This window comes from Falsiroseomonas algicola (genome assembly GCF_011040385.1).
GTDB classification, from domain to species: domain Bacteria; phylum Pseudomonadota; class Alphaproteobacteria; order Acetobacterales; family Acetobacteraceae; genus Falsiroseomonas; species Falsiroseomonas algicola.
The window spans coordinates 77,680-92,346 of the sequence record NZ_JAAIKB010000009.1; the positions used below are offsets into that span (position 1 = coordinate 77,680).

Consider the following 14,667-nt stretch of genomic DNA (forward strand, 5'->3'; position numbering starts at 1 on the left):
CCCCTCACCCAACCCTCTCCCCCGGTGGGGGGGAGAGGGCTTTGCGCCGCGGGCTACCGCGCGGCGAAGCGCCCGAATTCCCGCACCAGCTCCTCATAGATCGCGCGCTTGAAGTTGACGGCGAGCTCGGGGAGTTCCTCGATCCGTGCCCAGCGCCAGGCGTCGAATTCGGGGTGGGGGTCGGCGTCCAGGCGGATGTCGCTGTCCTGCCCGGTGAAGCGCAGCGCGAACCAGCGCTGGCGCTGGCCGCGATACTTCTGTGCCATGCGCATTCGCTGCAATTCGGGCGGGAAGTCGTAGGTCAGCCACTCCGGGTGTTCGGCGATGATCTCGGCCTGGCCGGTGCCGATCTCCTCCGCCAATTCGCGCAGGACGGCGACGCGAAGGTCCTCGCCCTCATCCACCCCGCCCTGCGGCAGCTGCCAGCCACCGGCGCGGCCCTCGGCATTGGGCATGTCGGCGCGGCGCGCGACGAGGACGAGGCCCGCCGGGTTGAACAGCACGGCGCCGACATTCGGGCGGTAGGGGAGGAGCTTCATGCCCCCTTTTGTAGCGCCGGCCTCGCGGATCGTCACCGAGCGGGCGCGGCAACCGGCGTGGCGGGCGGCGCCTGCTGCGCGGCCTGTTCGGAGGGCCGGCGGAGCATGGTGGTGACGGGGGCGAGGACGGCGCCGCGCTCCTCCAGCCCCGATGCCCAGGACAGGATCGCGGCGACGGCGGCGGGGGTGGGGTTGCCGACCAGGCCGAGGGCGGAGGTCGGCGTGCTGGCCCGGGCGAGGGCTTCGAGCTCCGCCAGGCGTCGCTCGATCTCGCCGCGGGTCTCGGAGGGTTCGTCGAGCAGCACGTCCACGACGCGGCCGATGGCGCGGGCGGGCTGCGGGGCGCCCGGACGAGGGTCGATGTAGAGCAGGCCGCGCGCGGTCAGCACCTGCTGCATCTGGCCCAGCAGCTCCGCATTCTGGGCGAAGCGTTCGCCCCGCATGCGGGACAGCGCGCCGATGGCGCCGACCTGCGCGGGGGTGCGGGACAGGGCCCATTCCAGGCGCTCGATATTCTCCCCGATCGGCAGCGTGGTCAGCAGCGCGCGGTCGCCGGGGTCGGCATCCCGGCCATAGCCCGCGGGTTCCAGGGGCAGGGCCGTCAGCACCTCCATCCCGCGCGCGCGGGCGCGTTCCAGCAGGGGTTCGGGGCGGGTGGCGTAGGGGCTGAAGGCCAGGGTGACGGCGCCGGGCAGGCGGCGGATGGCTTCTTCCGAATGCTGGGCGAAGGCGCCCATGTTGCCGACGATCAGGCCGATCCGCGGGCGGCGATCCTCCCGGTCGAAGGGCCGGGCGTAGGTGCGGATGGCGGTGCGGCCCTCCGGCCCCAGCTTCGGAATCGGCGCGCCGTGGCGGGAAGGTTCCTGCAGCAGCGGGTCGGGCGGGGGGATGACGGGGTCGGCCGCGGCGCGGCGTGGCGCGGCGGCGGCGAGCGGCGGCGGTTCCGGTGCGGTGACGGGCGTGGGGGCGGGGGCGGCGACCGGTGTCGCGGCCGGCCGCGCGGCGGGTGCCTCCGCCACGGCGGGGCTGGCCATGGCCGGGGTCGTGGCGGCGGCAGGCGTCGTCGGGGCCGGTGGTGGATCAGCCGGCGCGTCGGGGGATGCCGGCGCCGCCTGTTCGGCCGCCACCGGGGCGGCCGGCGGGCCAAGCCATTGCAGCGTGATGGCCCCGGCGCCGAGGGTGACGACGAGGCCGGCCCAGAATGCGGCCAGCGCCTGGCGGCTTGTCACCCTCATCGGCCGCCAGGCATCGGTCGGTCAGCGCTGGGCGCGGCGCTGCGGCTGGGCGGGCGCGGCGGCGATGGCGCGCAGCAGCTGGGCCGCCTGTTGCAGCTGGTGGTCGGTCTCGGGCTTGGTCGGGTCGAAGGCGGCGGCGCCTTCGGCCGGCGCCCGCACCACCCGGTCCAGCACGCCGGCCGGCAGGTTGAGCGGCGGCAGCGGCGGCGGCGGGGGCTGCGGCGTGGCGGCGCGTTCGCCGTCATTGCGCAGCGCGCGGCGCAGATCGGCCTCCCGGTCCCGCCCCGGGGCATTGGCCTCGGCGCGGGCGGCCAGCACCTCGATGTCGGGCTCGATGCCCGTCGCCTGGATGGAGCGGCCGGATGGCGTGTAGTAGCGCGCCGTGGTCAGGCGGATGGCGCCCTGGCCGGGGATGGGCATCACGGTCTGGACGCTGCCCTTCCCGAAGGACTTCACGCCCATCACGATCGCGCGACGATGGTCCTGCAACGCGCCGGCGACGATCTCGGAGGCGCTGGCGGAGCCGGCATTGACCAGCACGACCATGGGCAGGCCCTGGGCGATGTCGCCCGGACGGGCGTTCCAGCGCTGCGCATCCTCCGCCCGGCGGGCGCGCGTCGAGACGATCTCGCCCTGGTCCAGGAAGTCGTCCGCCACCTGCACGGCCTGGTCGAGCAGGCCGCCGGGGTTGTTGCGCAGGTCGAGGATCAGGCCCTTGAGGTTGGTGCCCGCCTGGTTGCGCATGGAGGTGATGGCGCGGCGCAGCGCACCTTCCGTCTGCTCATTGAAGGAGGAGAGGCGGACATAGGCGATGTCGTTGCCCTCCAGCCGGAAGCGGGCGACCTGCGGGCGGATGACGTCGCGCGTCAGGGAGAGTTCGACCGGGCGGCTTTCGCCTTCCCGCCGGATGGTCAGGCGGATGGCGGTGCCGCGTTCGCCGCGCATCTGCTCCACCGCTTCCTGGAGCGTCAGGCCCTGGGTGGACTGGCCGTTGAGGTGAGTGATGAGGTCGCCGGGCTTCACGCCGGCGCGGGCGGCGGGGGTGTCGTCGATCGGGGAGATGACCTTGACGTACCCCCCCTCCTGCGTGACTTCGATGCCGAGGCCGCCGAACTCGCCGCGCGTCTGCACCTGCATGTCGCGGAAGCTGCGCGGGTTCATGTAGCTGCTGTGGGGGTCGAGGCCCTGCAGCATGCCGTTGATCGCATTCTCGATCACGTCGCGGTCGGTGACGGGCTCCACATATTCGGCGCGGATGCGTTCGAAGACGTCGCCGAAGAGGTTGAGCAGCCGGTAGGTCTCCGCCCGCCCGCCATCCTGCGCCCAGGCCTGGATGGTGGGGAGCGCGATCACCGGGCCGACGACGGCGCCGGCGATGAAGGCCGCGGTGACGGCACCGAAGGTGCCGAGGCGCCTGCGCCTGGGGGGCGGGGGCGGCGCCATCACCGGGCCGAGACTCGGCACCCGCGCATTGCCCGGGGCGCTGCGCTGATCATCCTGACGTCCAGACACGTCGCCCATGCGACCACCCGCATCCTTGGGTCCCGGGCCGGAAGGCCCGCGACCTGACCAATATGACCCGGGGTTATGACCCCGGGGTTACCCCCGCGCCGCGAACCACGGCCGCGGATCGACCGGCTGGCCGTTCCGCCGAAGCTCCACATAGAGGGAACCTCCGGAGGCGCCAGCCCCACCCAGCACGCCGATCGGCTCCCCCGCCAGCAGCCGCTGCCCGGCCGAGGCGTCGAGCCGATCCAGGCCCGCCAGAACAAAATGGTATCCTCGCCCGCAATCCACAATCAACAGAAGCCCGAAGGATCGGAAGGGGGCGGCGAAAACGGCGCGGCCATTGCAGGGGGAGACGACGCGCGCGCCCCCCGAGGCCGCATAGGTCAGGCCGCGATGGGGACCGCCGGCCGCGGCCTCCCCCCATTGGGTCGCGATGCGGCCGGCGACCGGGACGGCCCGGCCGCCGGAGGGGGCGACGGGGGCGGCGGCCTGGCGCTGGGGGGCTGGGTCCTCCCGCGCGGGGGCGCGGCTCGCGCTGCGGCTGCGGGCTTCCTCCCGCGCGCGGGCTTCCTCGGCGGCGGCGCGGGCGCGGGCGGCTTCGGCCAGGCGCCGTTCGCGGGCTTCCTCCGCCGCGCGGCGGGCGGCTTCCGCGGCGCGGGCGGCGGCATTGGCGCGCTCCTCCGCCTCCCGCCGCTGGCGTTCGCGTTCCAGCCTGGCCAGCACATCGGCGAGGTCGGTGGCGCGGGCGGCGGCCTCCGCGGCGCGGGTGGCGGCGCGTTCCTCCTGCTCCTCCGCCGCGGTGCGGCGGCGGCGGGCCTCGGCCAGCTCGGCCTCCAGCGCCGACTCGGCCTCCCGCGCCGCGGCCTCCGCCGAGGCGAGGGCGGCGGCTTCACGGGCGGCCAGGGCTTCCGCGTCCCGGGCTGCCTGTTCGGCGCGGCGGAGCGCGGCGGATTCCTCCTCCAGCCGCCGGACCAGGCCGCGCAGGACCAGGGCACCGCGGAGCGTGTCCTCCGGTTCCCCGGGCACGGCCAGCACGGTCTCGGCGGGCCAGAGGGAGAGGCGCAGCATCACGGGCAGCAGGGGGCGCAGCGCCGCGGCGCGGGCTGACATCTCCGTGGTCGCGGCCTGCACCTGGCGGCGGGCGGCGATCAATTGCTGGCGGGCATCCTCCACGGCCGCTTCGGCGGCCTGGGCGCGGCTGGCGGCTTCGACCCGGCGCTCGGCCAGGGCGATCTCTTCCTCCGCCAGGGCGCGGGCGCGGTCGGTGGCGGCCTCCGCCGCGCGGCGGCGCTCGGTGGCGGTGCGTTCGGCGTCCCGCAGGTCGCGCGCGGAAGGCTGCGCCGGCGCGGGGGGCGCGGCGAGGCAGAACAGGGCCGAAAGGGCGGCCGGGATCATCCAGCGGCGGCGTGACACGCGGCCTGCGTAGCATCCGCGGCGGGGATGCGGCCAGTTCGGCGCCGCGGGCGTTACCCTTCCTTGCAACGGTTCGCGTCGGCATACTCCGGCGCAACGATAGTGGGAGACTTCCAGATGGCCGCCACCCGCACGATTGCGGAACTGCTGAAACAGGGGCAGGCGGAGGCCGCCGCCATCCGCGCGCCGGAAGGCCGCGCCCCCCTGACCTATGCGGGGCTGCGGGGCCTGGCGGAGGCGACCGTCGCCGCGCTGAACGCGCGCGGGATCGGGCGGGGCGACCGGGTGGCGATGGTGCTGCCGAACGGGCCGGAGATGGCGGCCGCCTTCGTGGCCGTCGCGGCCGGGGCCACGACGGCGCCGCTCAACCCCGCCTATCGCGGCGAGGAATTCGAATTCTACATCGAGGATCTGAAGGCCAAGGCGCTGATCGTCCAGCAGGGCAACGAGACGCCGGCCCGCGCCGCCGCGGCCAAGCTCGGCGTGCCGATCATAGAACTGGTGCCGGATGCGGCCGCGGGCGCCGGCGCCTTCACGCTGGAGGGCGGGCCTTCCGGCACCGCATCCTCGCCAGGGATGGCCGAGGCGGAGGATGTCGCGCTGGTGCTGCACACCTCCGGCACCACGGCGCGGCCGAAGATCGTGCCGCTGACGCAGACCAACATCACGGCCTCCGCCCGCAACATCGCGGAGACGCTGGCGCTGACGCCATCCGATGCCTGCCTGAACGTGATGCCGCTGTTCCACATCCACGGGCTGATCGCGGCGACGCTGTCGTCCCTGTCCGCCGGCAGCGCCGTGATCTGCACGCCGGGCTTCAACGCGCTGAAGTTCTTCGGCTGGCTCGATGCCGAACGGCCGAGCTGGTACACGGCCGTGCCGACCATGCACCAGACCATCCTGGCGCGGGCGGAGCGCAACAAGGAGATCATCGCCCGCGCACCGCTGCGCTTCCTGCGATCCTCCTCCGCCTCCCTGCCCGCGCAGGCGATGAAGGACCTGGCCAGCGTCTTCAACGCGCCGGTGATCGAGGCCTATGGCATGACCGAGGCGTCGCACCAGATGTGCAGCAATCCGCTGCCGCCGCGCGCGCAGAAGCCGGGCCTTGTCGGCCTGCCCGCCGGGCCGGAGGTCGCCATCATGGCCGATGACGGCAGCATCCTGGCGAAGGGCGAGATCGGCGAGGTCGTGATCCGCGGCCCCAACGTCACCAAGGGCTATGAGGCCAATCCGGAGGCGAACGCGAAAGCCTTCACCAATGGCTGGTTCCGCACCGGCGACCAGGGGATGTTCGACGAGGATGGCTACCTGCTGCTGACCGGCCGCCTCAAGGAACTCATCAAGCGCGGCGGCGAGCAGGTCAGCCCGCTCGAGGTCGATGGCGTGCTGTCCGAACACCCGGCCGTCGCGCAGGCGCTCACCTTCTCCATCCCGCATGCGATGCTGGGCGAGGAGGTCGGCGCCGCGGTGGTGCTGCGGGAGGGGATGGAGCTGACGGAGCGGGAGCTGCGCGACTTCGCGGCGAAGCATTTGGCGGACTTCAAGGTGCCGCGGAAGGTCGTGTTCCTGGCGGAGATCCCGAAGGGGGCGACGGGCAAGCTGATGCGCATCGGGCTGGCGGAAAAGCTGGGGCTCACGGCATGAAGATCTGCGTCTTCGGCGCCGGCGCGATCGGCGGGCTCATGGCGGCGAAGCTCGCTGCCAAGGGGGATCACGAGGTCACGGTCATCGCCCGTGGCCCCCATCTCGCGGCCATGCAGTCCAAGGGGCTGGTGCTGCGGAGCGAAGGGACGGAGACCACCGTGCCCGTCCGCGCCGTCGCGACCGCGGAGGAAGCGGGCGTCCAGGACTATGTCGTCGTGACCCTGAAGGCGCATTCGCTGCCGGGCGCGGCAAAGCAGATGCAGCCCCTGCTAGGGCCGGAGACGGCCATCGTCTCCGCCGTCAACGGCATCCCCTGGTGGTACTTCCACAAGCTCGCGGGCCCGCATGAAGGGCGCCGCGTGGAGAGCGTCGATCCCGGCGGCGTGGTCAGCGAGTTGCTCGCGCCGTCGCGGGCCATCGGTGCCATCGTCTATCCCGCCGCCGAGGTGCCGGAGCCCGGCGTGATCGAGCACACCTATGGCGACCGCTTCACGCTGGGCGAGCCCGATGGCAGCCGCAGCCCGCGCGTCTCGGCGCTCAGCGAGGCGCTGATCGCGGCGGGGCTGAAGGCGCCGGTGCGGCCCAAGATCCGCGACGAGCTCTGGGTCAAGCTCTGGGGCAACATGGCCTTCAACCCGATCAGCGCGCTGACCGGCGTGACGCTCGACGTGCTGATCGGCGATCCCGGCCAGCGTGGCGTGGCCCGCGCCATGATGCTGGAAGGCCAGGCGGTGGCGGAGAAGCTCGGCGTCCGCTTCGCCATCGATGTGGACAAGCGCATCGCCGGGGGCGCGGAGGTCGGCGCACACAAGACCTCCATGCTGCAGGATCTGGAACGCGGGCGGCCCATGGAGATCGACGCGCTGCTCGGCGCCGTCGTGGAACTGGCGGCGCTGGTGGAGGTGCCGGTGCCGACCTGCGACACGGTGCTGGCCCTCGTCCGGGCCCGGGCGCGGGTGGCCGGCTGCTATTGAGGGGTCATCCGCCGCGCTTCTGATCATCATCACGGCAGGCTGATGGCCGATCCTGGCCGCGGGTCGTTAGAGGCTGCTCTCCGCAATCCGATGGGAGCTGCCCGATGACCCGCGTGCTCGTGCTCTACTACTCCGCCTATGGCCATATCGAGACCATGGCGCAGGCCGTGGCCGAGGGCGCCCGCGCCGCCGGCGCCGAGGTGGACATCAAGCGCGTGCCGGAACTGGTGCCGGAAGAAGTTGCGCGGAAGTCGTACTACAAGATGGATCAGGCCGCCCCGGTCGCGACCGTGGACGAACTGCCGAACTACGACGCCATCATCTTCGGTAGCGGCACGCGCTACGGCAGCGTGACGTCCCAGATGCGGAACTTCATCGACCAGACCGGCGGGCTCTGGGCCAAGGGCGCACTGAACGGCAAGGTGGGGTCCGTCTTTACCTCCTCCGCCACGCAGCATGGCGGGCAGGAGAGCACGATCCTGACCTTCCTGCCGACGCTGATGCATCTCGGCCTGATCATCGTGGGCCTGCCCTACGCCTTCCAGGGCCAGATGGGCGTGGCCGAGGTGAAGGGCGGCAGCCCCTACGGCGCCTCCACCATCACCGACGGCGACGGCAGCCGCCAGCCCTCCGCGGTGGAACTGGAAGGCGCGCGCTTCCAGGGCCAGTACGTCGCCAAGGTAGCGGCGGCGGTGAAGGCGGGCGGGAACCTGTTCGGGTGATCGGCGGGGGGAGCGCTGCTCCCCCCGGACCCCCCTCGCCAGGGTCCACCGGGGCCCTGGACCGCGAGGCTTTTCAGCCGGCGAAGGTGTTCCGCAGAACGCCGATGCCGTCGATGGTGACCTCGACGGTCATGCCGGGGCGCATCGGCAAGGCGCCGACGCTGGTGCCGCAGGCGATCAGGTCGCCCGGCTCCAGCGTCATCTCCCGCGACAGCAGCGACACGATGCGCGCGGGCGGGATGATCATGTCCAACGTCGGGAAGTCCTGGCGGACGCGGCCGTTAAGGGAAACCTTCACGCGCAGCGTGGACCAGTCGAGCCCCGTGGCGATGGCGGGACCGACCGGGCCGAAGCTGTCCGCGCCCTTGGCCCGCGCCCATTGCGGGAAGGAGGCATCGGCCGTCAGCGTCTCCAGCGCGGTCACGTCATTCACGCAGGTCAGGCCGAAGATCGCGGCGGCGGCTTCCTCCTCGCTCGCATTCGACACGCGCTTGCCGATGACGAGGCCCAGCTCGCCCTCATAGATCACGCGGCCGGTGTAGCCCGGTGGCGGCGTGATGGTGGCCTCGGGCCCCACGATGCTGCGCGGCGACTTCAGGAAGAACAGCGGCGATTCCGGATGCGTCAGGCCCTGCTTCGCGGCGGCCTCGGCGAAATTGTTCCAGAGCCCGATGAAGACCGCGGGGCGAACGGGGGCGAGGAGCGTGGCCTCCGCCAGCGGGAAGGAGGCACCTTCGGGCGTGGCGCCGGCGAAGAGGTCGCCCGCATGCGGCTGGATGGCATCGCCCTCCAGCGTGCCGAAGCCTTCCTGCCCGTTGCGCGCGTAGCGGACCCAGAGCGTCATCGCGTTTCCCCTGTTGATAGCCGCAAGCTCTACCCGCGGCGGATGGCGCGCCGCAACAGCACCGCGGCGCCGAGCCCCACTACCCCGAGCTGCCCCGCCGCCAGCAGGAAGGCCAATGTCCAGCTGCCCGTCAGCGACACCATCAGCGCGAAGAAGATCGGCGCGGCGAGATAGCCGAGGAAGGTGAAGAGCGTGGAGCCGGAGGTCGCGGCCGCGACCTGCGCGGGCTGCACGAGCCGCGCGACCTCCGACATGTAGATGCCGTTCCAGCTGGCGGCGACGAAGCCCGCCAGGCCGGACAGCAGGTAGATCAGCCAGGTCGGGCTGCTGCCCGGCATCAGCGCGAAGGCGATGCCCGCCGCGCAGGCGACGCCCGCCTGCACCAGCAGGTTCAGCGAGGGCTGGCCCGTGCGGTCCGCGAGCCAGCCGAGCACGATGCGCGCCACCACGCCCGCGCCCTGCATGCAGGCGAAGGCGGTGCCGGCCTGCACCAGACCGATGCCGTGATCCACCGTCAGCCAGGTGACCGTGAAGGTGAAGAGGCAGCCCTGCAACGTCGCGAAGCTCATCGCCAGCACGGTCAGCGGCGGCAGCGCGCCATGCAGGCCGAGCGCCGCGAGGGGCGCCATCCAGGTGGAGCGGCGGAACAGCGTCAGGATGGTGAGGCGCTGCGTCGGATCACGCTCGACGTCCAGCGTGCGCTCCAGCGGCTGGATGATGGCGGCTGCGAGCAGCGCGACGGCGATGGTGGCCAGCAGCGCCGCCACCCAGCCGAACTGCGCGGCGATGGGCGCGGTGGCAAGGCCCGCCAGCGCACCGCCCAGCGGCGCTCCCGCCTGCTTGACGGAGAAGATCAGCGTGCGGTGGCCGGGCGGTGCCGTGGCCGCCAGGATGCGGCTGCCCGCGGGGGGCGAGGGCCCGTAGCCTATGCCGAGCAGCAGGGAGGCCAGCACCAGCGCGGCCGCCGAGCCCTGCGCCGCGACCAGCATCGCGATGGCGGAGATCGCAGCGCCGGCCTGCAAGGTGCGCACCGGGCCGAAGCGCGCGAGGAACGGCCCGCCCAGCAGCAGGAACAGCACGGTGCCCAGCGCCACAAGCGCGGCGAGGTTGCCGATCGCCTCCGGCGGCAGGCCGGCGCTGGCGGTGATCAGCGGTGCGACGACGGGCAGTGACTGCGTGAGGAAGGAGGCGACGGTCTGCATCAGCAGCGTCGCCGACAGCGCCGCGATCCAGGCGGGGATGCCCATCACGCAAGCCGAGTGTGCAGCGGGGGCAACGCCTTGCGGCGTGCTGGGGTGGCGTTCATGCTCGGGCACGATAGTCACGTCAGTCGCGCGGTGCGAAGTCCCCCGCCGCGCGCGGGAGTCGCCCATGCCGCGCCACATCGCCTGCCTCTCCTTCGATTTCGATACCTGGTCGGGCTTCGCCTCCCGCGGCATGACCACGCCGACGCCGGTATCGCGTGGCGAGTTCGGCGTCGTGGGCGCGGGACGCATCCTCGACCTGCTCGGCAGCCGCGGCATCAAGGCGAGCTGGTATGTGCCGGGCGTCGTCATCAAGACCTATCCGCAGGCCTGCGAGCGCATCCTGAAGGAGGGGCACGAGATCGGCCACCATGGCTGGAGCCATGTGCCGCCCGCGGCGTTGGAGGCGCAGAAGGAGGCGGATGAATTCGCGCTCGCCGTCGAGGCCATCAAGGATCTGCAGGGCAAGGGGCCGGTCGGCTATCGCTCGCCCTCCTGGGACCTCAGTGACCGAACCATCGACCTGATCCGTCAGCACGGGTGCCAGTACGACAGCAGCATGATGGGGCATGACTGCCAGCCCTATTTCGCGCGGCGGGGCGATGTCTGCGTGGCGGACCAGCCGCTGCAGTTCGGGGAGGTCACGGACCTCGTGGAAATCCCGATCTCCTGGTCGCTGGACGACCATCCGCATTTCGAATTCTTCCGCGTCGGTGGCGCGGTGATGCCGGGCCTGGCGAATGCGAATGCGGTGCTGGAGAACTGGCTGGCGGATTTCGAGTACATGACCCGCACCAATGAATGGGGGATGCTGGTCTTCACCTTCCACCCCTACGTCATCGGCCGCGGTCACCGCATGATGATGCTGGAGAAGCTGATCGACGGCGTCACGAAGATGGGCGCGGAGTTCCGCACGCTGGAACAGGTGCAGCAGGAATACCGCGACCGCGTGAAGGCGGGGCAGGCGTGATGCTGGCGGGCAAAGTCGCCTTCATCTCGGGCGGCGGTGGCGGCATCGGCAGCGCGGCGGCGCGCGCCTTCGCGCAGGCGGGGGCGGCGGTGGTGGTGGCGGATCTGCTGGCGGACCGCGCGGAGGCGGCGGCGCGATCCGTGACAGAGGCGGGCGGCCAAGCGCTGGCCGTGACGATGGATGTGACGCGCGACGAGAGCGTTGCGGCTGGCGTCGCGGCAGCGGTGGCGCGCTTCGGGCGCATCGACGTGCTCTACAACACCGCGGGCGGCACGGACCCGATGGATGGGCCGGTGACGGAGGTGCCGCTTGAGGCCTTCGATCGCACCATCAACCTCGACCTGCGCGGCACCTTCCTGTGCTGCCGCCATGCCATCCCGCATATCATCGCGGCGGGTGGCGGCGCGGTGATCAACATGTCCTCCGGCGCCGCGCTGCGGGGCGCCAACCCCGCGCATTGCTACAGCGCGGCCAAGGGCGCGATCCTGTCGCTGACCCGTGCGCTGGCGGGGCATTACGCGAAGCAGGGCGTGCGGGTGAACTGCATCGCCTCCGGCCGCGTGATGACGGAACGCGTCATCCGCACCTTCGGCACGCTGGAGGAAGCGGCGGTGCCGGGCCGCGATCCGCAGGACCCCGTGAACCGTGCGAAGGAGTATCCCTTCTGGATCGGCGATCCCGAGCATATCGCGGCGACGGCGGTGTTCCTGGCGACCGACGCCGCGCGGATGATCACCGGCGCCACCATTCCCGCCGATGGCGGGCGATCGGCCTATTGAGATGACGGAACGCGCGACCTTCACCACCAGCGATGGCGAACGCATCGCCTACTACATCGACGATTTCACCGATCCCTGGCGCCAGCCGCCGGTGATGCTGCTGCTGCATTCCGCCATGGGCAATTCGCAGCGCTTCTATTCCTGGGTGCCGGGGCTCGCGCGGCATTTCCGGCTGGTGCGGATGGACCTCCGCGGCCATGGCGCGTCATCCGTGCCGCCCGCAGACAAGCAATTCGACATGGACCGGCTGGTGGCCGACGTGACGGAGTTGATGACGCTGCTGGGGTTGGAGGCCGCGCATGTCACGGGCAATTCCGCCGGTGGCTATGTCGCGCAGAACCTGGCCTTGAAGCACCCGACGAAGGTGCAGAGCCTGGCGCTGGTGGGATCGACGCCCGGGCTCAGCCCCAGCGCGCGGGGCTGGCTGACGCGCATCGCGAAGGAAGGGCTCACGCCCTTCCTGACGGACACCATTGCCATGCGCTTCGACCTCGCCACCAGCGATCCCGGCCTGGTCGACTGGTTCCTGAAGCAGACGGCTGAGAATGACCCGGCCTTCCTCGCCCGCTTCATCGGCTACAACACGACGCAGGATTGGAGCGGCGAGCTGCACCGCATCGCCTGCCCCACGCTGGTGATCTTCCCGGGTGGGGAGACGGTGGGGGAGGCCAATGTCTATGACCTCATGCGCGAACGCATCCCGGATGTCCGCATGGCGGAGTATGAGCACATGCCGCACAACATCGCGGACATGATGCCGGACCGCTGCGTGTCCGACATCCTGGCCTTCCACCGCGACAGATTCGGCTATCCCGCGCGATAGCCCTGCAGGAAGCGCAGCACTTCCCGCGCACAACGCTCCGGCGCGGCATCGCCGATGTTGTGCGGCATGCCGTCATATTCGATGAGCGTCGCGTTCGGGATCGCCTTCGCCATCACCTCATAGGTGTTGTTCTCGCCGATCGGCTCATGGCCGGGGGCGACGATGAGGGTCGGGCAGGTGATGCGCGGCAGATCCTCGGTCCAATCGCGCGACGACATATGGGTGACGAAGCGGCCGATCCAGGCGGGATCATTGGCGCCGACTTGGCGGCAGAACCAGTCCACCAAAGCGGGATCGGCATCGGGGCCGAAGCGGTCGCTGGCGGTGGCGCGGACGAAGGCCTCGATGCCGACCTTGCCGATGCGCTCCGGCCAGGTCGCGGCCTGCGTGCCCTTGAGGCCGGGGGTGGAGGCGAAGAGGCTCAGCGTCGCGACCCTCTCCGGGCTCTCGATCGCCAGCCGCTGGCCGACATAGCCGCCGGCGGAGAGGCCGACGACATGCACGCGCGGCACGGCCAGCAGATCCAGCAATTCCCGCGCATCCTGCACCAGGCGTTCCAGGCTGAACGGCACATCGGCGCCGGGGATCTGCGACGACCCATGGCCACGCAACTCCATGCTGATCGTCGCATGCTGGCGCGCGATGATCGGCGTCCAGGCATACCAGCGGCGATAGCGGCCCATGGCGGCGTGCAGCATCAGCACGGGAATGCCCTGGTCGCGCCAGGGATCGGTGAAGTCGTCGACACGATACGCCAGGCTGATGCCGTCGCTGCTGGTGAAGCGCGACAGGGTCGGCTCGATCATGGGTGGAACTTTCCTGGTCAGTCGGGCCGGATATTGGCGGCGCGGATCACGGCGGTGAAGCGCGCGGTCTCCCGCGCAATGGTCTCGGCATAGCGCGCCGCGCCCGCACCGGCGGGCACGAAGCCGAGGTCGTTCAGCCGCTGCTTGAGGTCGGGCCGCAGCACGGCCTCGTTGAAGGCGGTGGCGAGGCGATCGATCACGGCGGGCGGCGTGCCGGCGCGGGTCAGCACGCCCCAATGGGTGTAGAGGTCGACGCCGGGCAGGCCGAGTTCCTTGAAGGTGGGCACATCGGGGAAAGCCTCCGCGCGCGCATCGCCAGTGACGGCCAGCGCGCGCACACGGCCGCTGGTGATGTGGACGGCGGAAGCGCTGAGGCCGTTGACGCCGAGCGGTACGTGACCCGCGATGATGTCGTTCATCGCGGGGCCGGTGCCGCGATAGGGCAGATGCGTCAGGTCGATCCCGGCCTCGGCCTTCAGCATCTCTCCGACAAGGTGCGTCGGCGCACCATTGCCGCCGGAGGCATAGGCGAAGGCACCGGGTCGCGCCTTGGCCAGCGCGATCAGCTGCGGCAGCGTCGTGGCGGGCAGCGAGGGATGCGCCAGCAGCACCACCGGCGCATGCGCCAGGATGGTGACCGGCGCGAAATCCCGCGCGGGGTCGTAGGGGAGGGAGGGCAGCAGGCCCGGGTTGATGACGAAGCTGCTGTCGAGTGCGACCAGCGTGTAGCCATCGGGCTCGGCGCGCGCCACCATCTCCGTGCCGACGACGCTGGCCGCACCCGGCCGGTTCTCGATGATCAGGGGCTGGCCGAGCGCCCGGCTGACATGCGGCTCCAGCATGCGGATCAGGTTGTCCGTTCCCCCGCCGGGGCCGAAGGGGATGACGACGCGGATGGGGCGCGTCGGGAAGGCCGGTTGCGCGGCGGCGGTGCCGGCCAGCGCGGCGGCACCAAGCAGGCCGAGGAGGGGGCGGCGGGCGAGCGTCGTCATGGCACCGATGTCCCTGCTGTATCCCAGTGAGCGTGCCGGCAGCCATGCGGCGGCGCAAGGCTTTCGCCTTTCCGGAAGCGGGCGATGCCGCCTCGTGCGCGCATCGCGCGTTGCGGTGGATCAAGGAAGGCAGCGGCGCCAGGGCGCAGTCTGGCCTTCCAACCAGGGAGGGG

General features: G+C 71.7%; 14 protein-coding genes. 6 read left to right on the plus strand and 8 right to left on the minus strand.

The features are described 5' to 3' along the window. Positions 1-53 precede the first annotated feature (53 nt). From G3576_RS20620 to G3576_RS20635, 4 genes are all read right to left on the minus strand, one after another. Positions 54-539 (minus strand): RNA pyrophosphohydrolase, encoded by a 486-nt coding sequence (locus G3576_RS20620; RefSeq protein ID WP_164696328.1) that lies wholly within the window; start codon positions 537-539, stop codon positions 54-56. Positions 540-571: 32 nt separating this feature from the next. Further along, positions 572-1,774, minus strand: coding sequence for a divergent polysaccharide deacetylase family protein (locus tag G3576_RS20625; RefSeq protein WP_164696329.1), 1,203 nt, complete (start codon positions 1,772-1,774; stop codon positions 572-574). Positions 1,775-1,795: 21 nt separating this feature from the next. Then, positions 1,796-3,295: a S41 family peptidase gene (locus tag G3576_RS20630; protein WP_235952273.1), complete on the minus strand. Its 1,500-nt coding sequence runs from the start codon at positions 3,293-3,295 to the stop codon at positions 1,796-1,798. Between the two features lie 78 nt (positions 3,296-3,373). Beyond that, a complete protein-coding gene (locus G3576_RS20635) occupies positions 3,374-4,696 on the minus strand; it encodes a murein hydrolase activator EnvC family protein (RefSeq protein WP_164696330.1) in 1,323 nt (440 codons plus the stop codon). Positions 4,697-4,813: 117 nt separating this feature from the next. On the opposite strand from G3576_RS20635, the gene G3576_RS20640 reads away from it, so the two are divergent. From G3576_RS20640 to wrbA, 3 genes are all read left to right on the plus strand, one after another. Then, entirely contained in the window at positions 4,814-6,340 is a 1,527-nt protein-coding gene (locus G3576_RS20640; RefSeq protein WP_164696331.1) for an acyl--CoA ligase, read from the plus strand. Next, positions 6,337-7,314, plus strand: coding sequence for a 2-dehydropantoate 2-reductase (locus G3576_RS20645; protein WP_164696332.1), 978 nt, complete (start codon positions 6,337-6,339; stop codon positions 7,312-7,314). Before G3576_RS20640 ends, G3576_RS20645 begins: the two co-directional genes overlap by 4 nt. A 104-nt stretch (positions 7,315-7,418) precedes the next feature. Then, positions 7,419-8,036 (plus strand): NAD(P)H:quinone oxidoreductase, encoded by a 618-nt coding sequence (gene wrbA, locus G3576_RS20650; RefSeq protein ID WP_164696333.1) that lies wholly within the window; start codon positions 7,419-7,421, stop codon positions 8,034-8,036. Between the two features lie 73 nt (positions 8,037-8,109). Here wrbA and G3576_RS20655 read toward each other — a convergent pair whose 3' ends face one another. Continuing rightward, entirely contained in the window at positions 8,110-8,880 is a 771-nt protein-coding gene (locus tag G3576_RS20655; protein WP_164696334.1) for a fumarylacetoacetate hydrolase family protein, read from the minus strand. A gap of 29 nt (positions 8,881-8,909) precedes the next feature. Beyond that, on the minus strand, positions 8,910-10,127 hold the full coding sequence (locus tag G3576_RS20660; protein WP_164696335.1) for an MFS transporter: 1,218 nt from the start codon (positions 10,125-10,127) through the stop codon (positions 8,910-8,912). A 124-nt stretch (positions 10,128-10,251) separates the two neighbouring features. On the opposite strand from G3576_RS20660, the gene G3576_RS20665 reads away from it, so the two are divergent. From G3576_RS20665 to G3576_RS20675, 3 genes are read left to right on the plus strand one after another with little or no spacing between them, the layout of a single operon-like run. Continuing rightward, positions 10,252-11,094 (plus strand): polysaccharide deacetylase family protein, encoded by an 843-nt coding sequence (locus tag G3576_RS20665; RefSeq protein WP_164696336.1) that lies wholly within the window; start codon positions 10,252-10,254, stop codon positions 11,092-11,094. Then, positions 11,094-11,873 carry an SDR family NAD(P)-dependent oxidoreductase gene (locus G3576_RS20670; protein WP_164696337.1) on the plus strand — a complete coding sequence of 260 codons (780 nt, stop codon included), beginning with the start codon at positions 11,094-11,096 and terminating at the stop codon, positions 11,871-11,873. Before G3576_RS20665 ends, G3576_RS20670 begins: the two co-directional genes overlap by 1 nt. Before the next feature lies 1 nt (position 11,874). Further along, positions 11,875-12,696: an alpha/beta fold hydrolase gene (locus tag G3576_RS20675; RefSeq protein ID WP_164696338.1), complete on the plus strand. Its 822-nt coding sequence runs from the start codon at positions 11,875-11,877 to the stop codon at positions 12,694-12,696. Here G3576_RS20675 and G3576_RS20680 read toward each other — a convergent pair. Together G3576_RS20680 and G3576_RS20685 are read right to left on the minus strand one after the other, a co-directional pair. Then, entirely contained in the window at positions 12,681-13,502 is an 822-nt protein-coding gene (locus G3576_RS20680; RefSeq protein ID WP_164696339.1) for an alpha/beta fold hydrolase, read from the minus strand. The two genes, G3576_RS20675 and G3576_RS20680, sit on opposite strands and share 16 nt — an antisense overlap. Positions 13,503-13,519: 17 nt before the next feature. Continuing rightward, on the minus strand, positions 13,520-14,494 hold the full coding sequence (locus G3576_RS20685) for a Bug family tripartite tricarboxylate transporter substrate binding protein (protein WP_164696340.1): 975 nt from the start codon (positions 14,492-14,494) through the stop codon (positions 13,520-13,522). Positions 14,495-14,667: the final 173 nt, after the last annotated feature.